The 22,696-nt window shown below is 39.4% G+C and carries 23 protein-coding genes; 6 read left to right on the top strand and 17 right to left on the bottom strand.

The window, feature by feature from the left end; all coding sequences use genetic code 11:
- Positions 1-407, top strand: a 407-nt coding sequence (locus GNF10_RS04060) for a DUF3775 domain-containing protein (RefSeq protein WP_221644631.1), incomplete at its 5' end; no start/stop codon positions are given.
- On the opposite strand, the gene GNF10_RS04055 is transcribed toward GNF10_RS04060, so the two are convergent.
- The 8 genes from GNF10_RS04055 to GNF10_RS04020 all read right to left on the bottom strand — a co-directional run bounded on the left by GNF10_RS04055 (position 371) and on the right by GNF10_RS04020 (position 6,777).
- Positions 371-619 carry a DUF1816 domain-containing protein gene (locus GNF10_RS04055; protein WP_185588033.1) on the bottom strand — a complete coding sequence of 83 codons (249 nt, stop codon included), beginning with the start codon at positions 617-619 and terminating at the stop codon, positions 371-373. The genes GNF10_RS04060 and GNF10_RS04055 overlap by 37 nt on opposite strands.
- A 949-nt stretch (positions 620-1,568) precedes the next feature.
- Positions 1,569-1,940: a fasciclin domain-containing protein gene (locus tag GNF10_RS04050; RefSeq protein ID WP_185581871.1), complete on the bottom strand. Its 372-nt coding sequence runs from the start codon at positions 1,938-1,940 to the stop codon at positions 1,569-1,571.
- Between the two features lie 555 nt (positions 1,941-2,495).
- Positions 2,496-3,098: a hypothetical protein gene (locus tag GNF10_RS04045; RefSeq protein WP_185581870.1), complete on the bottom strand. Its 603-nt coding sequence runs from the start codon at positions 3,096-3,098 to the stop codon at positions 2,496-2,498.
- Between the two features lie 45 nt (positions 3,099-3,143).
- Positions 3,144-4,169 (bottom strand): glucokinase, encoded by a 1,026-nt coding sequence (locus GNF10_RS04040; RefSeq protein ID WP_185581869.1) that lies wholly within the window; start codon positions 4,167-4,169, stop codon positions 3,144-3,146.
- An 84-nt stretch (positions 4,170-4,253) separates the two neighbouring features.
- Positions 4,254-4,901 carry a histidine phosphatase family protein gene (locus GNF10_RS04035; RefSeq protein WP_185581868.1) on the bottom strand — a complete coding sequence of 216 codons (648 nt, stop codon included), beginning with the start codon at positions 4,899-4,901 and terminating at the stop codon, positions 4,254-4,256.
- A gap of 165 nt (positions 4,902-5,066) precedes the next feature.
- On the bottom strand, positions 5,067-5,414 hold the full coding sequence (locus GNF10_RS04030; protein ID WP_185580212.1) for a DUF1493 family protein: 348 nt from the start codon (positions 5,412-5,414) through the stop codon (positions 5,067-5,069).
- 34 nt (positions 5,415-5,448) lie between these two features.
- Positions 5,449-6,012 (bottom strand): Uma2 family endonuclease, encoded by a 564-nt coding sequence (locus GNF10_RS04025; RefSeq protein WP_185580214.1) that lies wholly within the window; start codon positions 6,010-6,012, stop codon positions 5,449-5,451.
- Positions 6,013-6,045: 33 nt separating this feature from the next.
- Positions 6,046-6,777 (bottom strand): ABC transporter ATP-binding protein, encoded by a 732-nt coding sequence (locus GNF10_RS04020; RefSeq protein WP_185580216.1) that lies wholly within the window; start codon positions 6,775-6,777, stop codon positions 6,046-6,048.
- Positions 6,778-6,954: 177 nt separating this feature from the next.
- On the opposite strand from GNF10_RS04020, the gene GNF10_RS04015 reads away from it, so the two are divergent.
- Positions 6,955-7,794 (top strand): DUF4351 domain-containing protein, encoded by an 840-nt coding sequence (locus GNF10_RS04015; RefSeq protein WP_185580217.1) that lies wholly within the window; start codon positions 6,955-6,957, stop codon positions 7,792-7,794.
- Between the two features lie 93 nt (positions 7,795-7,887).
- Entirely contained in the window at positions 7,888-8,745 is an 858-nt protein-coding gene (locus GNF10_RS04010; protein WP_185580218.1) for an Rpn family recombination-promoting nuclease/putative transposase, read from the top strand.
- A gap of 15 nt (positions 8,746-8,760) precedes the next feature.
- Here GNF10_RS04010 and GNF10_RS04005 read toward each other — a convergent pair whose 3' ends face one another.
- From GNF10_RS04005 to GNF10_RS03975, 7 genes are all read right to left on the bottom strand, one after another.
- On the bottom strand, positions 8,761-9,531 hold the full coding sequence (locus GNF10_RS04005; protein ID WP_185580219.1) for an ABC transporter ATP-binding protein: 771 nt from the start codon (positions 9,529-9,531) through the stop codon (positions 8,761-8,763).
- 31 nt (positions 9,532-9,562) lie between these two features.
- Complete coding sequence (locus GNF10_RS04000; RefSeq protein ID WP_185607117.1) at positions 9,563-10,573, bottom strand: branched-chain amino acid ABC transporter permease; 1,011 nt, start codon at positions 10,571-10,573, stop codon at positions 9,563-9,565.
- A gap of 32 nt (positions 10,574-10,605) precedes the next feature.
- Entirely contained in the window at positions 10,606-11,208 is a 603-nt protein-coding gene (locus tag GNF10_RS03995) for a Uma2 family endonuclease (protein WP_185581912.1), read from the bottom strand.
- 14 nt (positions 11,209-11,222) lie between these two features.
- Positions 11,223-12,173: a branched-chain amino acid ABC transporter permease gene (locus GNF10_RS03990; RefSeq protein WP_163927698.1), complete on the bottom strand. Its 951-nt coding sequence runs from the start codon at positions 12,171-12,173 to the stop codon at positions 11,223-11,225.
- A gap of 7 nt (positions 12,174-12,180) precedes the next feature.
- A complete protein-coding gene (locus tag GNF10_RS03985; protein WP_185581913.1) occupies positions 12,181-13,425 on the bottom strand; it encodes an ABC transporter substrate-binding protein in 1,245 nt (414 codons plus the stop codon).
- A gap of 226 nt (positions 13,426-13,651) precedes the next feature.
- The gene (locus GNF10_RS03980) at positions 13,652-13,978 is read right to left on the bottom strand and encodes a DUF6464 family protein (protein WP_114082607.1); all 327 of its coding nucleotides are present in this window, start codon (positions 13,976-13,978) and stop codon (positions 13,652-13,654) included.
- A gap of 226 nt (positions 13,979-14,204) precedes the next feature.
- Positions 14,205-14,711 (bottom strand): hypothetical protein, encoded by a 507-nt coding sequence (locus GNF10_RS03975; protein ID WP_185581914.1) that lies wholly within the window; start codon positions 14,709-14,711, stop codon positions 14,205-14,207.
- Between the two features lie 266 nt (positions 14,712-14,977).
- On the opposite strand from GNF10_RS03975, the gene GNF10_RS03970 reads away from it, so the two are divergent.
- The gene (locus GNF10_RS03970) at positions 14,978-15,439 is read left to right on the top strand and encodes a GNAT family N-acetyltransferase (RefSeq protein ID WP_185581916.1); all 462 of its coding nucleotides are present in this window, start codon (positions 14,978-14,980) and stop codon (positions 15,437-15,439) included.
- Between the two features lie 334 nt (positions 15,440-15,773).
- On the opposite strand, the gene GNF10_RS03965 is transcribed toward GNF10_RS03970, so the two are convergent.
- Entirely contained in the window at positions 15,774-16,814 is a 1,041-nt protein-coding gene (locus GNF10_RS03965; RefSeq protein WP_185581915.1) for a 1-acyl-sn-glycerol-3-phosphate acyltransferase, read from the bottom strand.
- Positions 16,815-17,605: 791 nt separating this feature from the next.
- On the opposite strand from GNF10_RS03965, the gene GNF10_RS03960 reads away from it, so the two are divergent.
- Both GNF10_RS03960 and GNF10_RS03955 read left to right on the top strand, forming a co-directional pair.
- Complete coding sequence (locus GNF10_RS03960; protein WP_114082362.1) at positions 17,606-17,860, top strand: DNA-binding transcriptional regulator; 255 nt, start codon at positions 17,606-17,608, stop codon at positions 17,858-17,860.
- 1 nt (position 17,861) lies between these two features.
- Positions 17,862-21,665 (top strand): PAS domain S-box protein, encoded by a 3,804-nt coding sequence (locus tag GNF10_RS03955; RefSeq protein WP_185586194.1) that lies wholly within the window; start codon positions 17,862-17,864, stop codon positions 21,663-21,665.
- 285 nt (positions 21,666-21,950) lie between these two features.
- On the opposite strand, the gene GNF10_RS03950 is transcribed toward GNF10_RS03955, so the two are convergent.
- The gene (locus GNF10_RS03950) at positions 21,951-22,502 is read right to left on the bottom strand and encodes a hypothetical protein (RefSeq protein WP_185586195.1); all 552 of its coding nucleotides are present in this window, start codon (positions 22,500-22,502) and stop codon (positions 21,951-21,953) included.
- Between the last annotated feature and the right edge of the window lie 194 nt (positions 22,503-22,696).

Below are 22,696 nucleotides of genomic sequence, written 5' to 3'. Positions count from 1 at the left end.
ATATGAGTTTATTGTCAATTAACAAAATATATAAAATTATTGATATGGCTGAATTAATCTATGGAACAATTGGTTCTGCTAGAACAAAACAACCAGAAACATTTATAGATAAATTGTCTTATTATTTAGAGGATTTAAATATTACAGGGAGATGTTCAATAAATATCCTGCAAAAATATATTCATGAATTCTCCGAAGAAGAAAAAGTAGAGGTCATAGCTTTGATGTGGCTTGGTAGAACTGCATTAGGTGAACAAGCAGAAGACTTCCCAAACTTGCTTAAGCAAGTAGTAGAGCTTATACCTCAAAATTATGCAACCAGTTATATTATTGAAAAACCTCTTTTAGCAAAATATCTGCGAGATGGGCTTCAAAAACTAGATATTTGGACTTCTGCTTTCTCATGAAAAATCGTCAAGTCATCAGGCTGACATTGCTTGACCACCGCAATGATGTCTCTGGCTTCTTCCTGATATAAGTCTTCAACATAGCCGCTTCTATAAAGTTGTGCCTCTTTTTCACTATCAAAAGGGCCAAAGTAATAAGTACAGAGCGGAACAGTAGTGTTAATTTCTACCCACCAGGCAAACTCTGATTGATTAGATTGAAATAAATTCATGAGAGATACCAATGATTAATTTAACTTGATTAAGGACATTCTTGATTCTGTTTTCTACACTGGCATTTCTTGATAGCAGGAGCTACAACGCCAGTAAGCTCCCCCTGAATTCACGTGACGTAGTAAAGCATTTGAACAGCAAAGACAAGTATACTTTTCCTTCATAGATTGACTTATTTCTGTAGATATATTATTCTGGCTGAAGCCAGCAATCAAATTCTTCTGGCTCGTTAATAAATGTTTCATTTGCAACCACTCGATTGTTGAATTTATTTAGCTGATGTTGTTTTTATTAATCAGGCAACTTTGAAGATAAATAATACTGTAATACTTCTTGGTTAAACCTAAAAAGTAAAATATTTAGGTTGAGTTTAGGAACAAAAACCAACCTACTAATATTCTTAACCAAGTGGTATTGAATAATCTTGTTATCTAAAATATTGCCTAAGTGAAACAACTTTAAAAGAGTGAAATATAGCTCTCCATGTCTCCTTACAGGTAATTCAAAGCCTCTCTCCTCTTAGCTCGACTTTATCCATTTTTTTCACAACGCGATACTCCTGCGGAGTCGTTGCACGAACGCTTAAGCTGAAACCTTTGTAGGACAGTAGTTTTAGTTTTTGGACTTGATCGATAATCAGTGATATAGAAAAAGTATTTGCCAAAAAGCCAAGTTCTTAATTTTGGATAAAGTCGAGCTTAGGATAGAGGTCTAATATCTAAGAAAATTTGAGCTACTTAAAATATATATAGATAGTAATGAGGTAATGACTATAAATAGTTTCTACCTCACAGATGTTATTCGCCATCCAATACGGTTCGGATAAAGTTTTTTGATGAAAGTTATAGATCACAAAGACGCTATAAATGGCAGTCCTTTGTAGAGATGGCGATTTATCGCGTCTCTTCTCTTAACCGAACCGTATTGATTCGCTATCTATCTATATATTTATCGAGGAATCAACAATGATGTGGATGACACAGTTATCATCAGCAGCATCGGATTTTGAGCCTGTGAATTATAATCTGCATTGAAACTATTGAAAGGGTCAATTTTAAAACTTGAACCTTCAATCGGCTTTATGGGCATCACCTTACCGGAAACAACGTGATACGTCAGGAGTTCCTGTATCTTATTAATATTTTCAAGCAATGTCTCTACAGTACCGACTGGAAGCTTTGCGAATGCTTGATCTGTAGATGCAGAGGCGATAAATGAGTCAACCCCTTTGAGAGTATCTATAAGATTGGCAGCCTTAATTGCATCAACTAGGGTACTAAAAGAACCAGCGTTAACGGCACGATCAATAATATCAGCCATTTATTTCACTTGGTTGTGTATAATTTGCTAATCATTTTTAGTATGACATCCTAGTGTTAGAAATCATGTTTGAGTAAGCGGTTGAGTAGCGTATAAATTGCATGACATGAACTAAAAAAATTAAATAATTAAAATAGAGCAGAATTTAGGAGTTAATGGAAAAATCTTATTAGCGAAAATCCAAGATTTTTTATCGAACAGAATTCAGAATGAATTCTGAACGAAAAAGCGGATAGCGCAGCATTAACGAGTCTGCGTACTCTTTCAGAGAAGCAAGCTACGCTTTTAGCGTCTCGTAGAGAGCATCTGAATAATCGGGTTTAAGACCCCCACAAAACAAGAAAATTTGGTGGTCAATAAGAAAGTCGCGGGTCTGAATCCCCGACTGATAGCGAACGCGTTGCGTCTCGTAGAGAAGCGTTAGCGAGTCCGCGTTAGCGAGTATTCGAGTGGCGCGTCTTGATTCTGACTCCTGTTAGCGGATAGCTAAGGTTTAGCCCATTCTGACTCCTGAATTCTGACTCCTGAATTCAGGAGTCAGAATTCTTCTTCAATTCACTTTTTCAAAACTAGATTGAATGAATTTAAATACCCAGTAATAGTTTTAGCTAATGTCTTCTGCTGTTTTTTTGTAGTTATTGCCATTACTTGATATAACCTTCCTTCGGCAACATACATTCTACTTTTAGTGATTTTTCCTCCAGAATTGATGTACTCAATTTCTTTGCCAGGATGATTATTATAACTACGAATATTTCTTTGACTAATTAAATTGCTTTTCGTAGTCTTTAAAGCCATATCTCGTGCATTATTCAGTACAGCTTGTGGGTCAGTTATTTTACCATAACTATAAGGAAAATCATTGTAAACAACTATGTATGCTACTTCCTGTTTTGGCGGTTGTGCGGCAAATATTTCTAAGGTAATTTCCCCCATATAAGTTTTTTGGAATTCGGTATTTCTGTTGGGTCTTCCCGGCATCAAAATAGTAAAGCGACCATCTGGAGCGGTGTATACCTTCCATTGTGGCTGCACGATTTTAGGGACGGCTGGTTTGACAATAACCGCCGGAGGTTTAGGTTGACGCGCTTCCACGAGAATAGAACCACCACAGATAAAGGTGGCGGCGATTAACGGTAACAGACTTTTAACTGTCATAAGTTTTACCTTTTGAGATGCTAATCTCACTGATGATGCTAGCTGTTATAACCTAGCAGCGCATAAAGCAGCACCTATTAACCCCACTTGCGGGTTGAGGATAATATACACAGGTATTTCTTCGAGGAGGCGGCGCATCCTGCCTTTTTGGGTGAAGTTTAACAAGAAACCGCTATTTTGAATTAAGGGGAGAATTTTAGGCGCAATCCCACCAGCGATGTATAAGCCACCATAAGGTAGGAGTTTAAGGGCGAGATTGCCAGCTTCTGCACCATAAGCTTCTATAAATAATTGCAAGGTTTGTTCACAAAGGCGATCGCTACCTTGCAATGCAGCAGTACCAATAGCAGCACCGGGATCGACACTTTTCTCTTCTTGTCCGGCTTCTTGTTCCCAAGTTCTGACGATTTTGGCGATATCTGGTGATTCGGCGGCAAATTTGCGATCGCGCAAAAATTGGTAAATCGCCACAATTCCCATTCCAGAAACTACCCGTTCTACAGAAATGCGTTGGATATCATGTTTATCCAGCAGGTATTTCAACAATTGAAACTCGATCTCGTTTCGAGGGGCAAAGTCAGCGTGTCCACCTTCTGAGGGAAAAACTTGATATTGGTTTCCCTGCTTAATTAAAAATCCTTGTCCTAAACCAGTACCAGCACCAATAATTCCAATAGGGGTGTCGGGTTGAGGTTTGCCAACTTGCAACGTGTGTAAGTCTTGCTTTTGTAAACCTGAAATGCCATAGCCAACGGCGGCGAAGTCGTTAATCAAAGAAATATGTGGGATACCCAATTCTTCTTCTAAACGTTCGGTATCTAGGAACCAGGCTAAATTGGTTAGTTTGGCAGTATTTTTGACAATAGGCCCTGCGATCGCAAAACAAGCCTTTTCTGGTATTGGTGTATTAGCTTTGACCAAAAACTTCTGCACTATGGGTACTAAATCGGGAAAATCAGCACTGTGGTAACTTTCCTGATAAATAGTATGTAAAGCTGGTGAATCTGATGTTTCAACCAATCGCAGAATAGTTTTCGTACCGCCGATGTCTCCTGCTAGTAACAATGTCATAGAACTTATTCGCGGATTAATGACTTAATTTGTAGGATATACCCAACCTAGCAGAACCTATGAACACAAATCTCTATCAGAGGTTTAAGCAAATCGAATAACTTCTTCTATGTGGGTTAAATGGGAAGTATCTCCCGTTAGTTCTAATAACCACTCTGGATCTTCGCGTACCACTTTTACCAACGAACATAAAGAAGCCTTGACTTCTGTTTTGGCAATTTCTCCCACTAGCCCCATTGCTCCCCCCAATACAGATGCCCCATGTGCTACTAGCAGGATATCCTCTGGAAAGAACTCAGTAGCTAAACATCTGGCAGTTTGCCCAGAACGCTCTCGCACTTTTTCGTGAGTTTCAGGATATTTGGCGGCGATGCGCGAAGTATAGCTGGTGTCAATTCTGGGGAATAATTTTGCTAATGCTGGAGTTGAGAGTCTTTCGGGTTCTTCTGTCATCCAAACTGGATTTAGCCATTCACTCAAACCTGTTTCCAATTTAATTGGCAGGTTGAGCAATTCTGCAACTGCATTTGCCGTCTGTACGGTTCGCAGAAAAGGGGAAGCGAAAATATGACTAATATTTTCTTTTTTCAATCGTCTAGCTAACTGTTGTGCCTGCACCATACCATCATCAGACAAGGGCGGATCGTAGCGTCGTTCGGCGGTGAGAAACCAATCGGGGTTTACGAAATCGAGGCGGTTAGCGTGTCTTGCTATCCAGACTATTTGACTCATGGGTTGAATTATTCCGGTGAATAGAATTCCCCGCTAAACAAATATATAGATATCTGCAAGGAGGGCTGCAAATATTAATATAAAACATTATTTGTAATAATTTGTAATAATATAAATGATTTGGAAAAGTTATCAGTATAAATTAGTTAATATTGTGTAATGAATTTAAATGTAAGTACCAGATTGGGACGGTTCAAACCAAACTCCACGCTCAATAACTGATAGTAGATGGCTGATGGTAATTGTTTTGAGCGTACCGTAACGTTTGCGATAGTAAGATTCAAAAAGTAAAGAAAATAAATGTGGTTCTTCATGGAAGTAGCGGTAAAAAACAAATCCTTGCCAATCTACGCCAAACTGTTCAACGATTTTACAAAATAGTACATCAACATCATCGCCATCTATTTTTAGATCTTCCCGAAGCCGTGTATTAAGAGTAATATACTTTGTTTGCACACCCAGTTCCTGAGAAAGAATGGCTGCAAGCTGATTAAATCTCTCTATAAATGACATAAAGCCAGATATTATATCTATACAATACAATTGCTTATAACTTCAGCCATCCAAATAATTGCCCTACAGTTAATTGAAAGCCGCTAACTAAATCGGGAACTGGTAATATTTCTTGTTCTTCTTGTAAAAGTTCTGGTTGCTGCTTTGGTGGATAAACTAAAACAGAGCGATCGCCTGGATCAATTAACCAACCTAAACGACTACCATGTTTTAAACAATGTAGAATATTTCCGGTTACTTTAGTCTGGCTTTGATCTGGCGAAAGAATCTCAATTGTCCAGTCTGGATATGTGTGAAAAACATTTGCTACCTCTCCACGTTCATCTAAGGGAATGCGTTCCCAAGCAAACACAGCAACATCGGGGACAATCGAACGTCCGGCGAAAGTACATCGCAATTCTGGGAAAGCAAGGGCAATTTTTTGACTTTCACCTATTTCATTTATACCTGTGACTAACTTACCCTGTAATTTGCTATGTTTTCCTTGAGGTATTGGCTTTTGAAGAATTTGACCGTTGATGTATTCTGAGCTAGGTTTTGTTTCTGGTAATTTTAAAAACTCTTCTAAAGTTAGCGGTTTAGTTGGTGATTTTACCATCTGTTTGTACCTCGCAAATTTTAATTTAATTAATTACCCCAAATATGCTTTTTTAACTCGCTCATCACTAATTAATTCTGATGCTGCGCCTGATAAAGTAATAGAACCAGCTTCCAAGACATAACCGCGATCGGCAATTTGTAATGCCAAATTAGCGTTTTGTTCAACTAACAGAATAGTCACGCCTGTAGCACGGAGATTTTCAATAATTGAGAAGATTTCCCGGACGATCGCAGGTGCTAAACCTAAGCTAGGCTCGTCTAAAAGTAAAAGTTGTGGTTTACTCATGACAGCCCGTGCGATCGCTAACATTTGTTGTTCGCCACCACTGAGGGTTCCTGCTAGTTGATTGCGTCTTTGTGACAAACGTGGAAATAGCTCAAATTGACGCTGAATATCTGCTTTTATCTCCGCTTGATTGGAGCGAATATAAGCACCCAAAAGTAAGTTATCAAATACTGTTTGCCTTGCTAATACTCTACGTCCTTCAGGACAATGGGCGATACCAAGTTGTACAACCTCGTGAGTTTGGCGGCGGGTAATATTATGTCCATTATATAAAATTACGCCACTCTTAGAATTAACTACTTTAGATATGGCACGGAGTGTAGTAGTTTTACCAGCACCATTAGCACCAATTAGAGTAACTACCTCGCCTTTTTGAATGATTAAATTAATCTTTTTCAGAGCTTGAATACCGCCATAATTAACATCAAGTTCTTGAACTTCTAAAATTGTGTAGTTTGGTCTACTATCGGCTTTCATCGGCGGTTTACATCCAGAAATGTTGATTCAAAACCTAACATACATCAATCATACATTTCTTAAAAGAGTGCATCAATGTACCCTATCGTAGACATTGCTTAAACTTAAAAACCAACGCCACAATACTGCAATCTTTATAATGTACGATTAATTACTGATAAATATATTAAGCGTCCTGTGGCAAAAGCAGCAGATATTGGTAGCAAGCGACTAATTAATTTAGCTCCCGATGCATGGGTACAGTGGGTGACACAGCGTCCTGAAGTTGTGGCGAAAGAAATTCTCGGTTCTGAATTTCACTGGATCAGCCGGGAGACAGATGTTTTAGTGAAGGCATATAGCGCCACTCACGGGGATTTTCTGGTATTAAATGAACTACAACTGCGTTATACAGCACAGATGCCTCTAAGGATGAGAGCTTATGCTGCCTTGGCACAAGAACGCTACCGATTGCCAACTTACCCAGTACTAATCAACATTTTACCGCCCTCATCCACCTTAACTATTGTCAATAGTTACGAACAGGAATTTTTGGGATTACGTGCCATCCAAGATTATCGCGTGATTAATTTGTGGGAAATCGATGCCGAAATAGTGTTTCAGCAACCACTACCATCGTTGTTACCCTTTGTGCCAATCCTGCGAGGAGGGGGAGAGTTATCAGTTGTGCAACGCGCACTACAGGCGCTACGAGCAGATAGACAGTTGAACGAATTAGAATCATTGCTGGCGTTTTTTGCTAGCTTTGTTTTAGACACGCCTTTAGTGCAGCAAATCATGAGGTGGGATATGGCAGTATTGCGAGAATCGCCTTGGTATCACGAGATTGAGCAAAGAGGTATTCAAGAGGGTGCGCGACGGCAGTTAATCCGAGTATTGGAACAACGCTTTGGCGAAATTACCCATGAGGTGGAAGTAAGGCTTGAGGGCAAAAATGTAGAACAATTAGAAATTCTAATGGATAGTGCGATCGCAGTAAATTCTTTAGAAGATTTTATAAAAATTTTGTCTGCTTAAATTTCACTGATGCGCTTTGATAAACATTTTCTGCGTGTAATGCTAAATTTCAAGTTACCATAAATCTCACTTACTGAGTGCATCTATACCTTAATGACGAAGCCTGCTGATGTCAGTACCAAAAAATTAATCAGCCTCGCACCCAATAACTGGGTAAGATGGGTAACGCAGATTCCTGATATTGTTGCTGGGGAAATTCTAAATAGTGAATTTCAGTGGATTAGCCGGGAAAGTGATGTTTTAATCCGTGTTAGTAGTCCCCAGCATGGAGAGTTTTTGCTTCTCAACGAATTGCAATTACGCTATCAATCCCAAATGCCACGTCGGATGCGTGCTTATGCTGCACTTGCAGAAGAAAAATATAACTTACCAACATATCCCGTTCTGATCAATATTCTTAAAAGTGGTAACAACGAAATACCCACAAGCTTTGCATCAAATATTGCAGGATTACGGGCAATACAAGATTATCGGGTAATTAACCTGTGGGAAATTGATGTCAATATTGCTTTTCAACAACCCTTACCATCGTTACTGCCATTTGTACCCATTCTCAAAGGTGGTGAAAATGAATCTATTATTAGAGAAGCATTGCAAATTCTCCGTGCTGATGAACAACTAAACCAACTGGAAACAGTTCTAGCTTTTTTTGCTACGTTTGTTTTAGAGAATACGCTCGTTCAAGAAATCATGAGGTGGGATATGTCTGTATTACGTGAGTCACCTTGGTATCAAGAAATTTTACGCGAAGGAGAAGCACGCGGGAAAGCAAGCGGGGAACTACAAGGAATACTTTCTGCGATTGAAATTAATTTAGAGTTGAAATTTAGCGATCGCGGCTTACAATTAATGCCACAGATTAATCAGATTCAGGATTTGGAGCGTTTGAAGACAATTTTACGAAATGTTGTGACTGCAAATACTATTGAGGAATTGCAACAGATTTTGTAATTCTCAAGTTAGTTATCATTCATTACCCAAATAAGCTTCAATTACAGCTGAGTCGTTTCTAACTATAGATGGTTCACCCAAAGCAATCAACTGTCCAAAATCTAACACGGCAATGCGATCGCACAAACCCATAACCAAGGGTACATGGTGTTCAATCAGCACAATTGTCAAATTAAACTGTTCTCGCAGACTGCGGATAAATTCACTCAGTTGCTGCTTTTCGTTGGGGTTCATCCCCGCCGCCGGTTCGTCGAGGAGTAATATTTGCGGTTCTAAGGCTAAAGCGCGGGCAATTTCCAGGCGACGCTGATCGCCATAAGCGAAGTTTTTGGCTTTTTCGTCAGCGCGATCGCTCAATCCCACCATCTCTAGTAATTGTAAAGCTTTTCGCCTGCTTTTTTTCTCTTCCCGACGCGCTGGTGGTAATCCCAAAACTCCTGTTAATAGATTACTTTTATTATCTAAATGTCGGGCAATTATTACATTTTCTAGCGCTGACAATTCACCAAATAAGCGAATATTTTGAAAAGTCCGAGCAATTCCTAAACCGGCAATTTGATGGGGACGTAATTGGGAAATATTAGCACCTTGATAGCGCAACTCTCCACTAGAAAGGGGAATAAAAGCTGTAATCAAATTAAACAGTGTTGTTTTTCCAGCACCGTTAGGGCCAATTAATCCAAAAATCTCATGTTGATTGATTGTAAAAGATACATTATTCACCGCCACTAAACCCCCAAAACGGCGAGTTAGTGATTTGGCTTCTAAAACAATGTTATTTGTCATTTGTCACTTGTCATTGGTCATTGGTTATTTGTTATCTTGTCTGCTTGGATGTCTTTGAAATTGATTTTATTAATAGCTTTTTACACTTTTTCAAAATATCTGGAGTTACAAATCCTTGGGGAAAAAATATAGTTCCTAAAACTATTAATATACCATAAATAATTAATCTACCATCTCTTAAAAATTGGGCTAACCAATTGGGTAATCCTGCTATATCGGCGATTCTTCGTAAAATAATTTCTAATAATACTTTCAATACAATCGCACCGACTACCGAACCTAAAAAAGTTCTAGAACCACCAATTAACACGATAGTTAAATAGGTAATACTAGCATCAAAAGTACCTTGTCGAGCATTCCAAGTATTGAGAAAATGAGCGCTGATGACACCTACCATCCCGGCAAGAATTGCTCCGAGAGTAAAGGCTAAAACTTTGTAATAAGTGGGGTTAATTCCCATTGCACTGGCAGCTAATTCATCTTCGCGGATAGCAATGAATGCCCTACCTGTACGAATACGTTCTAAACGGTAAAATAATACCATACTAACTAACAGGAATGGTACAGCAATCCACAAATATTCGATTTGGCTTTGAAATGGTTGAGGAATCCCAAAAATTCCTACAGCACCGCCTGTAATATCTAAATTTAAGGATACAACTCGTAAAACTTCTACAAAAGCAATAGTTGCGATCGCTAAATAAATTCCCCGTAACCTTAATGCCGGAATTCCCACTATTACAGCTAATATACCAGAGATTAAACCAGCAATCAACATTTCTAATAAAAGTAATGGAATGGGAAATAAATTATTACTAGATGGAAAAAGTTTTAAAAGTAATGCAATAGGAAATAAAGTATTACTAGATATTAAAACTTTTGTAGATAAAATCGCTGCAATATATCCACCTAAAGCATAAAACCCAGGACTAGCTAAAGATAATTGTCCAGCCATTAGGGGTAAATAAAGCGATAATCCTAATAAAGCCTCCAATACCATGTAGACTATTGGTGATTCATAAGTAGAGAAAAATTCAGACATTGTATAATATTTTTATTAAGCTATCACTTGTATTAAGCTGTTAATATTTGCTCTGCTGTTAACGCCAGTTCAGGAAAAGTTCGTGACACAATTCGTTCGGAACCTCTAAAATATGTGCGTTGATATTTACCCTCGGCATCTAATAAAAAAACAAACACAGTCGGAACTTTAGGATTTCCCAAATACTCTCTAGAACCAATTGCCAAATAATCTACAATCCAATATTCTGTAATACCTAACCGTTGATATTCATCTAATTTATCAATGTAGTCATCTTCCCAATTAGTTGATGTTACCTCGATAGCTAGCTGGATGGGTTCTTCAAGTGCAGAATAAGCAGAACGATTTGAGCGCCATACATCTTTATCTATGACACTTACATCAGGCTTGCGTCCTTGTTCGATTCCATTGGCAGTTATGGTTTTTAAAACTGCTGTGTTTTTTACTACGTAATTCAGATTTAGACGTTTAATTTCCTCATTGAAACTCAACAATATAAAATCAGCGACATCATCATGATTTCTAGTTGCACGCACTTCTACAATTTCTCCATCCACAAGTTCATATAAACCTTCTTCTGGACACTGTTCCAAAAATTGATCGAAAGTTAATTTTTGTTTGGTGTATGTTTTCATCGCGCTACGTCTCTTTAAACTTTTTGAATAAACCGACGACCTAGCAAGCCTTGGGGTCTAACTAACAACATGATAAATAATATTCCGTAGGCTACAGCTTCTTTGTAACCGGAATATTCTGCCGGCACAAAAGCTTCAACTAATCCAATGAGTAATCCTCCTAAAACTGCGCCGGGAATACTACCTAAACCACCTAAGACAATTACTGCTAAACCCCGCAACCCAAAAGCGATGCCGAAATATGGGCCAGCAATACTAACACTAGAGGCGACTAAGGTTCCTGCTAATCCTGCTAAGAAACTGCTGATGAAGAATGTGAGGATGATAAAACGATCGCTATTAATACCTAACAAACTGGCTGTAGTCGGATCTTCTGCGATCGCCTGCATTGCTTTACCATACTTAGTTCGATTGATAAAATAGGTAATAATTGCCACAATCGCAACTGATACAGCAAAAATTATTATCTGAACGGTGCGAATAGGAATTTCCTTTTCTGGAGTACCAAAATTAATCGAAGGTGGTAAATTCCCATAAGTATCGGCGGGGTATGTGTAACTTTCTGCGCCGACTAAATACTGGATTAAGTTCACAATTACCACTGCTACCCCCAAGCTGGAAACAACAGTTAATAATGGATCAGATCCTTGACGACGCAAAGGTTGAAAAGCAACCCGTTCCATTACTACCCCAATCAATCCCGCTAAGGTACTTCCTAAAATCAAGGCTATAGCAAATGGCAATTTTATTGGCAAGGCTGCATTAGCTAGCAAGCCATTAAATCCAAAGTTACCACCCATGAGTGCATAAGTGAAATATGCACCCAAGGTAAAAATCGCGCCATGAGCTAAATTAATGATGCCCAAAATTGAATAAACTAAGGTATATCCCAATGCAAAAATTGCATAGATACTACCAATAGATAATCCGTTCAAAAATTGTTGCAGAAATAGAGTGATATCCATGTTGCAACTATTTTATAAATACAAATTTTCCAGTATTCCCATCTTTATCCATTTTGATTTGGGCGACGTAAAATTCTTTTTGAATCACATCACCTACTGGTGTAAAAGCAATTTCACCTAAAGGTGTATTATACTTTCCAGCTAGTATTTGCTTGTTCAATTCTGTCCGCAGTTTATCAAGAGGTAACGTGCTGATTTTGGTTTTTTTATCCAACTCCTTAAGAGCTTCAACATAAACCTGCACTGCCGCAAAAGCTTGACCAGTAAATTGGGCTGGTTCTTTCTTATATTGCTCAATATAGGCTTGACGAAATATTTTATTAATCTCACCAGGATATTCAGGACTGTAAGCTTGAGCAATCAACACACCATCGCAAAGGGCTTTACAAACTGATAAAACATTGGGTGTATTTAGACCATTACCACCAATAATTATGCCTTTATAACCCAACTCCCGCAGTTGCCGCACTAAGTTACCACCATCAGCAGCTAGCCCCGAAATAATTACTAAATCTGGTTTTAAGTTAATTGCATTGGTAGCTTGGGCTTGAAAGTCTGTATCAGTAGTTTGGAACTTTTGAACTGTTACTAATTCTAGCCCTTGTTCTTTAACTGCTTTTTGAAAAATCTCTGTTTCTGATTTATTAAATGCATCATTTTGGGCGTAAAAAACTGCTACTTTTTTAATTTGAGGATTCTGTTTTAGTGCAGCTTTCAGCGAATTAGGGGCAACTATAGAGACAGGTGCAGATACACGAGCTACATAATCACCAATTTCGGGAATTCCGTTTGCGGTATTTGATGCTCCAATAACTGGAACTTTAGCACGTTCCGCAATGGGGTCAGCACTAAAAGCTTGTTGTGACAAAGTAGGGCCAACAATACCGACAACTTTATCTTTGTTAATTAAAGTTTGAAAAGCGTTAATTGCTCCAGCTTCATCACCGCTAGTATCTTGGGGTATCAATTTAATCGGAGTGCCATTAATACCACCTTTACTATTGAAATACTTCTCGGCAATTCTGGCTCCCACAAATCCTTCTTGACCGAGTAATGCTACGTTGCTGGTTTGTGCTAAGGCAATACCGATGGGAATCGTCCCCGATGTAGTCGTTGTCTGGGCGGTGTTAGTAGTGTTATTTGGATTACTATTTGGAGTATTTGTCACAGTGCTACCGCCACCACCACAGCCTGTTAGTAGCAAAGCGCAAGTTGATAATAATGCTGTTGTCTGAGCGATCGCGTTGTTCATCGTTAAATAATCATGTAGTTATTAGATATTCGGCAAAAGCTCACAGTAATGTTCATAATCTACAAACAAAATGACGCAGATTTATACTTTTGCACGAATTCTATTAAATCATTCTTATTTCACCATGCAAAGACAAATATTCAAAGTGCTTCTAAATACAAATTATTATAATTAGTAATGATTTTATCATTCCCCATCAGTTTGGTTGAATCCTAAGTAAGCACTTTTAAACCCCTTTTTCGCTACCAGGTAATCCTTTAGGTTCGTAGTGACGACAACCGTTACATGGGCCATCGGGATTGACAGCACAACGCATATAGCCAGAGCGGGCATTAAATTTGCAGCTGATGTCGCCAATTAAATAACCTACCCCTTCTAGATAATAGCGATCGCTGTCAACCGGTCTAAGGTTTTGCCGTCCCTGCACTACTGAAAAATTCATGGCTGCTTGCCTCATCCGTAGGCGCGATCGCGCATGGGTTTTGCGGATCGCCCACAGAGAAATCAGGGACGGTAAAAAACCAACGGCAATTACTAAAAGTGTCTTTAACACCTTCTTTTTACCTCTTCTGTGCGCTGATTGATTGTCCCTGATGTTGCACTCTGGTTTACGGAAGTGCAAATATTAGGGCAGTGTTGCCTAATTGCAACCATAGTTGGTGGCGATTAGCAATGGCAGTGTAGTATTTAGCAATTTTAACGAAGAAGTTCCTTCTGCCACTTCAATCAGCATAACTGTTACAACCCCAGGCGTGAACTGCCGTTGAATGTTGATAATTTTAAGATTTGTTGACTAATGCCTTTTTGCAAAAGTGTCTTGTGTCAGTCTCCGCCCCATTCTTGTTTTTTCTGTGTCGCTGCGATGCTAATCTTTTTTTAGTTTGCTGACGAAGTTGCTGTGCTAGCAGTGCGGCTTCCCTTTCGGCTCGGAATAAATCAACTTTTCGCGTTGTCAAAATAAATGATTCGTCAGGTTTTCGTTTCACCCAAGGGACACTAATTGCGAAATACTGACAAATTTGTTTACCTAGTTCCTTCTTCAAGAGTGGGTAACGTTTTTGGCTATTCAGTGAATTAGCGATCGCTTTCAACTCCAATATCGCGGCTTCCAACTCTCCTGCCATCTGATTGATGCGCTCTACTTGTGTTATCAAACGCTCCCGTTCACTGATGATTTTTTCCTGTTGGGGTTGCAGTGGCACTATTGCAGTAGTTACAGGTGTAGGCTGCAACAGCGAGACCTTCAGCAAAATGGGCTTTTTGTCCGTGTCTAAGATTTTTTTCATACTACCTCAAGTAAGGCTAGCTGACTTTTAAGGCATTTTAGCAGCAAATTAGTATATTTGTACTATAAATTTTTTATACGAGATTTAATCTGAGGAATTCTGATTAGGACTTACGCAAAACTACACGCACTTAGGGGTAATTTACTTAGAAACAAAGGCATATTTATGCTACCTCTACATTTGCGTAAGTTATGCTACTGTATAAGGGCAAAAAACTAGTCAGTGCTGATAATATTTTTTAGGACTCAAATTTGATTTTTGACAAAATGAGATTAAGAATATACCAAATAGCTGATACCGAAGAAATTATGAAGTTGTTCTATGACACTATTCATGAAGTGAATATTCATGATTACACACAAGAACAAGTAGATGCTTGGGCACCAGCAAATATGGATATTGACCTTTGGATTAAAGGTTTATCAAGTAAGTTTACTTATGTAGCAGAGGAGAATGGTAAAATTATCGGTTTTGGGGAATTAGAGGCTAATGGACATATTGACCGTTTTTACTGTCATAAAGATTTTCAAAGGAAAGGGATTGGTAAAAAAATCCTAGAGCAGCTTGAATCCAAAGCAAAAGCTTTAGGAATTGAAAGGTTATTTACAGAAGCTAGTATTACAGCTAAACCGTTTTTTGAAAGCCAGAATTTTATTGTTGTGAAACAGCAAGAGGTGGAACGGAGAGGGCAAAAGCTGACAAATTTTATTATGGAAAAATCAATTTAATAATTAAATAAATTACTACTAAAAGATTGACTTAAATCCATTGATAGTATTAAATTTATTTCAACAACTGAAGGCTAAAATGTTGCAAAAAAAATTGTAGGTTGGGTGAAGCGGAGCGCAACCCAACATATAGGAATCCGGTTTGATTTCTGAAAATATACGTAGGATGTGTTAGCGACAGCGTAACGCATCAAAGCCTTGATAATAGTGCGTTACGAACTCCGTTCTAACACACTCTACAACACCTAATTTCGTTCAAAAATCAAATAGTAATCCTATATATCAGAATGTTGGGTTACGCAAAGCCTCCACCCAACCTACATCTAATCACTACTTAAGATAGATTTACTCGATCAATAGTCTCTGAATTAATTTTAAGTTGCAGCTTTTTTCGTAATTGTTGTGCTTGCTGATAAGCTATTATTCGCCCTTTGTTTGAATTGTGTAATTCTGCTGGTTCCAAAGGCTGAATATAGTAACGCAGGCGAGTTCTCATTGCCCAAATTCCCATTGAAGGAAACAGAATTAAGGCAAACATCAAAGGCGATACAGGTAAGAATGGTAATTTCACTAGCCGTTGCAATTTCTGGAAATTAACAGCCCAAGGATGTAAAAACTCACTCCCGATGCAAACTACTGGGAGAATGGGAATATGATAGCGATCGCTCAACTTAACAAAACTCACATCAAATTTTTCTAGTTGATAGCGTCTTTTCCAACCTTTCCGAGGGCCACGGATACCTTCAGGCGCATATAAGAGAATTTTATCTTGGGCGATAGCTGCCTCAAAATTATCTAATTCGGCTCGCACACCACCCAAAACCTGCGACCATTTAGGTGGTAGCCACCAAATAACCCAAGGATGATCAAATAATGCTGGGCTTGCTACGGGTTGTACCACCCATTGTTTAGCTTCACTTAATAAATAACCCACAGTCAAAAAATCCCAAGGAAAACTCATCCCTGCGTGATTCATTGCCACAATCAATGGCCCTGTTTGCGGCAGGTTTTCGACTTGTTTTAATTCTCCCCGAAAATAGTATTTGACAATGGGGCCGAGAACTTCTTTGCGAAAAGCTTGTTGATATTTGGGATCAAATTCACCAAGTTCTTTTCGGGGTGAACGGAAACCAAGACGCAACCAGCGAATCAGCATCGCTAGATAAAATCCGCCAGGAATTAAAAATAATCCATATTCTAGCCAATTCCAACCGTCTGTATCGGTATGATAGTGCTGCCAATGGCGGTTAAATAAAATTAGCCAGCCTGGAGGGTACCAAAGACAAAACCAATCAAACCAGCTAAATATATAGCTTTCACCTGGTGCATTTTCCAGTTGAGTATCGAGGAGGTTTTGGGAGTGTTGATTAATCAAAATGGTTAAAGTTCAGGCAAACATTTGATTAAAAGTGCATTATAGCTTTATAGTTTTGCCCTTGGTATCTGACTCAGGTTAAGGGCATCTCAAACACTACTGACAAGAGCTTTAGAGAAATTATCCTGTTGGAATAAGCAAGCAGCAATTACGTTGGGAGCATCCCAATTTTTCAAAAATTCACGGAACTAATACCAATTTAATGTGAAGTTGCACATATCTTGATCCCCCTAAATCCCCCTTTTTAAGGGGGACTTTGATAGATGTTTTTCCGGTTCCCCCCTTAATAAGGGGGGCTAGGGGGATCGAATTCTATGCAGCTTCATAAAAAATTGGTATAAGGCACAAACCCTTTATAACTATCTTCCCTCTGAAAACGTTGTGCTAATGCGGTTAGTTTCTTTATTCTCTTATTCCGCTCAAGAGAATATTTATAATGTAAAAAACTAAGTTGTGTATGAAGCATAGCAATTTAACGTTCTATAAATTTGCAGGAATGCGTAATGCTTGAAAATAATCAAATTGCTGGAGTATTATACTATTTTGGCATCACACAGCAATAAAATTTAATATTTATTTTATAGTTAGCTTCTTAGGTCGCATAACCTTACGACAGTGAGCATTCATCAGAACTGTGGCAGAGGAGTTAAATCAGTGAATAATAAGTAATTAAGACTAATAAATGATATTGGTGTTTCACCAAAAGATGAAATTGATAACAACTAATGATTATTTAAATTCTTCCTCAAGTTGGAGCCAGATGGCAAGACACTTGTCCTAATCTTCCTATTATGGAACTAAAAAAGCCACTAAAAATTTCGGATTTAATCCGTGAACTTCGGCAGCAACTGGATCTTTCTCAGGAAAAATTTGCAGCCAAGTTGGGAGTTTCCCTGCGAACAGTCAATCGCTGGGAAAACGGATCTACAGTGCCTTCGCAGATGGCACTAAAGCTGATTGAAGAAATGTTACAGAAGATGGGCGAACCTGGGAAAAGACTACTGAACGAGTATCTCCTCAAAGCGGAGCAACGGGAGGACTCTTAAGATGATGCTGAAAGTATCCGAAAAATTTTTGATGATGCGCTCTTGGTTACTAACTTATGGTGTGACGATTCTGGCAGTTATAGCGGCGCTGCTGTTGACGCAACTATTGCTACCAGTTTTTGAACCGAGCGTATTTACATTATTTTATGCTGCTGTGGCAGTCAGCGCCTGGTACGGCGGCATGAGACTTGGAGTATTAGCGATCGCATTATCTGTTATAACTGCGCTATATTTTTTGCTGGAGCCAGTCTACTCGTTCGATTTTCTCAGCCTGAACGTCTTAGTACAATTAACCACATTCTCGCTAGTATCCTTCTTAATTACCGCCCTCTCTTCAGAGTTGCGAACTGCCAGACGCAAGGCCGAGACAAGCCTGAAATTGTTGCAAAATAGCGAAATGCGGTTTAGTCGACTGGTAGAATCCAACATTATTGGAGTTATTGTCACCGAGATGAAAAACGGTTGCATCATAGAGGCCAATGATGCTTTTCTGAAAATGGTCGGCTATACGCGAGAAGATTTGGCGGCTAACCAAATGAAGTGGCGTGAAATTACTCCACCGGAGTATCTTTTATTGAGTGAGCGTTCGGTAGAAGAACTAAGAACAACCGGAGTCTGTAAACCCTTTGAGAAGGAATATATCTGCAAAGATGGCACAAGAGTGCCCGTTTTGCTTGGTTCTGTCCTCCTGGAAGACAGTGAAGAAACTGTGATTGGCTTTGTTATTGATTTGAGCGAACGCAAACAAACCGAACAAATCTTGCACGAGAAGGAAGAACGTCTGAGGTTAGCTAACGAGCGTTTTCAGTTAGCAGCATCTGCGGTTAACTGTCTCATTTATGACTGGAATGTAGAACAGGATACCGTTGAAAGAACTGATGGGTTAACCCGAATTTTGGGTTATTCTCTCGATATTGCAGAACCAACAGGTAATTGGTGGCGAGAACTTGTCCATCCAGAGGATTTGCAGCGCGTAGAAGAGGAGTCGGCCATCGCTTTGGCAAATAGCGATCGCTACACTGCTGAGTATCGCATTCGTAAGCAAGATAACCAATACGTCTATGTACTGGATCAGGGAATAGTGGTGCAACGGGATGCTGATGGAAAACCACTACGCATAGTTGGCAGCACTACAGATATTAGCGATATTTATGACGAGCTTCGCTTACGCAAGCAAGCAGAGAAAGCAGTGCAAGAAAGTGAAGAACGACTCAGGAGTTTTGTCAAAGCAAATATAGTTGGCATTATCTTTGGCGATGTGAATGGTAAAATCACCGAAGCCAACGACGAGTTTTTGAGAATTGTAGGCTATAGCCAAGCAGATATCAAAGCTGGGAGATTGCGGTGGACTGATATAACTCTCCCTGAGTATCAATATTTAGATGAACTGGCTATTGCCGAGGCAACAGTAAAGGGAACCTGTACACCTTATGAGAAGGAATGTATTCGCAAAGATGGTTCTATTGTCCCAGTTGTAGTTGGCTACTCGCTTTTAGGAAAATCTCGGCAGAACTCAGTTGCATTTATTCTTGATATTAGCGATCTCAAGCAAGCTAAAAAAGCGCTGAGTCAGAGTCAAGAGCAATTTCAAGCTTTTATGGACAATATTCCCGCCGCCGCATGGATTACCAATGCAGACGGGCGTGTACTTTACCTTAGTCCGACTTATCTAAGGATATTTGATGTAGCAACAAAAAAAGCGATTAATAAAAACATTTTTGACCTATATCCAGCCCAAATCGCTCAACCCTTCCTTGATAACATTAGAATAGTTGCCCAGACGAATCAGGTTGTTGAAGCCATCGAGTCTGCCCCACGCACAGATGGCACTCTAGGGGAATTTTTGGTATATAAATTTCCCATTGCCGATGCGACAGGGCAACGTCTAGTAGGAGGGGTTGCAGTTGACATCACCGAACGCGAACGCATCCTTCGTGAACGCCAGCTTGCTGAACTTGCTTTGCAAGAGCGCAGTGAAAGACTCAAACTACTCTCTGAAACCACCAGTGATTTGCTCTCAACCGAGCGTCCGTTGGATTTAATGAACAGTTTGTTTAATAAACTTTCGGCGCAAATGGATTTGCATTTTTACTTCCACTATCTAATTGAGACACACGAAAATCAGCAGAAACTTCGTTTAGTTGCTTGGAACGGCATCAGTGATGAAGTATTTCAAGCAATTGAATACCTGGAATTTAATCAAGAAATGTGTGGGCTAATAGCGCAAGAACGCCGTCAAATTGTCATCAATGATGTACTTAACTCTACTCATCCAAATGCCCACATCCGCCTCCTCCAGTTTTTGCAAGTCACAGCTTATGCAGGTCAACCCTTAATTGCTCAGGGAAAACTGCTTGGTGTTCTCTCCTTCGCCAGCCGCACCCGTACTCACTTTACCTCTGGGGAAATTTCTCTACTGCAAGCAACCTCCGATCAGGTGGCGGTTGCTTTGGAACGCGCCGAGTTAATGACTTCGTTACAGCGACGTAAAGAAGAATTGATCCAAGCGAACCGGATTAAAGATGAATTTTTGGCGGTTCTTTCCCACGAACTTCGCACGCCGCTAAACCCGATTTTGGGATGGTCAAAGTTACTGCAAACTAAAAAGTATGATGAAGCAACCACTACTCGCGCTCTCGAAACTATTGAGCGCAATGCCAAGCTTCAGACTCAATTAATTGAAGACTTGCTAGATGTCTCTCGTATATTGCAAGGTAAACTGAGTTTGAATATTGCTCCTGTAAATCTGGAAACTGCGATCGCAGCTGCAATAGAAACTGTGCGTCTAGCCGCCCAAGCCAAATCTATCAATTTGCAATTTACGATTTTAGACTTTCCTGCGGAACGCTACGCGAACGGCTTCTCTCCGAGACGCTACGCGAACGCTCAGTCGAACGATTTCGGATTAGAAAATTCTCACGGAAATTTAGAATCTATCGATTTTAACAACCAATCTGACGATCTCAAATCCCAAATCCAAGTTACGCTTCCAGCACCCCAAAGGTGCGATGCAAAATTCCTAGTAACTGGTGATTCTGGTCGCTTGCAGCAAGTTATTTGGAATTTACTTTCCAATGCGATTAAGTTTACGCCCCAAGGTGGAGAGGTAGAAATTAGTTTACAGTCTGTTGGTTCTCAGGTTCAACTTCGAGTCAGTGATACAGGTAAGGGAATCAGCCCAGATTTTTTACCATTCGTATTTGACTACTTCCGACAAGCTGATGGTGCAACTACCAGAAAATTCGGGGGATTGGGATTAGGATTAGCTATTGTTCGTCATATCATCGAGCTACATGGGGGCACAGTTAAGGCAGAAAGTTTAGGCGAAGAACAGGGAGCAACTTTTACAGTTATGCTACCGATAATCAAGATTCACCCAGATAGCCACCAGATTCGTATACAACCTGATGATTTACCCAATCTAAATGGGGTGAAAGTTCTGCTTGTGGATGATGAGCGTGATACGCGAGAGTTAATTGCTTTCATTTTGGAGCAATCTGGCGCGGTGGTAAATCAGGCAGCATCGGCTGTGGAAGCATTACAAACTATGCCTCAGTTCCAACCAAATTTGCTGTTAAGCGACATTGGAATGCCGGAAATAGACGGCTATATGCTGATGCGTCAAATCAGAGCGATGTCAGCAGAACAAGGAGGGACAATTCCCGCGATCGCTCTTACAGCTTATGCTGGTGAGGCTGACTACCAACAGGCAATTGCCGCCGGGTTTGGGCAGCATATCACCAAACCTGTAGAACCAGCTAAATTAGTTCGTGCGATCGCTAATCTAATTTATAGTTGTAGCTGATTTATCAGGGGTAGGGAGAGGTGAAGTTTTTGACTAATAACTCCCGGTTCGCCCATTTTAAATTGAGTTAGAAAAAAGCTGAACGATTTAATAGGGGTTCTACCTTATAATACAAATGTACTCTAATTCCGACTTTGTGCGATCGCATAAAAATAGAGTTTTTAGAGCAGGGTGGTAGTTCAACGTAAATTTAGAGGAATGGCTAAAACCATTGCTACACCTAGATTTTCTGTTTTTCGGCAATTTCTCGAACTCCAAAAAAAATAAGCGAACCGGGAGTAATAACTAATTTTGAGAATTTGCTTCAATTTTGCTTAACCAAATCACTAGGTCATCTGCATGAATTTCTATCTCACTTCCTAAAGTTTTTACATACAGCAGTCCCTTACTAATGGTTAAATCTAGGATTGGATACCATGAATCTCTTGTCTGGATTAAAAGACCCGATGGAATTCCTAGTTGTAAAGTATTCTTGCGATATTTCCACCAAGCTCGCCATAAAAGGACAGATTTAGTACATTGCAAGCTATAGTTTTGAGGGATTTGGCAGTATTGATAGAGATAGAAACCACGACTATCTATGTTTCCTTTAAGGAGATAATTATATTCTGGCAAAGCCTGATTCAGTAATTCCCAATGGGATGAATTAGACAAAAGCAAGAATTCTGTTTGTGTGGTATTTATTTGGGCAGTGGCAATTATACCTTCAGCCTTTGTTGCCAGATGGTTAGTACTATAAATTGTTTGTGCTGTTAAGGAACGATTTGCCAATAAAATATCTTTTTTCTGGATAGAGTTGCATACGAACTCTCTAACTAAATCTAAATCAGACAACATAAAATTGTTTATACCAAATCAACTAGTGTTGTAACTTATAGAACACTCTGTATTTAGTAATTACACTGCTTATGTCTGTTAATCAGGATAATTTTCAGCTTTCAGGTAAATAGACCACACAGTAGGGGTGCAAGGCCTTGCGCCCTTACCCAAATGCAGAGATGGGATGTTTTTTTACCGGAAGTCCCTAAACC

The organism is Nostoc sp. UCD121, from assembly GCF_014222285.1.
Lineage (GTDB): Bacteria > Cyanobacteriota > Cyanobacteriia > Cyanobacteriales > Nostocaceae > Nostoc.
The sequence above is the reverse complement of the archived record's forward strand: the minus strand, read 5'-3'. Positions and strand labels throughout refer to the sequence as shown.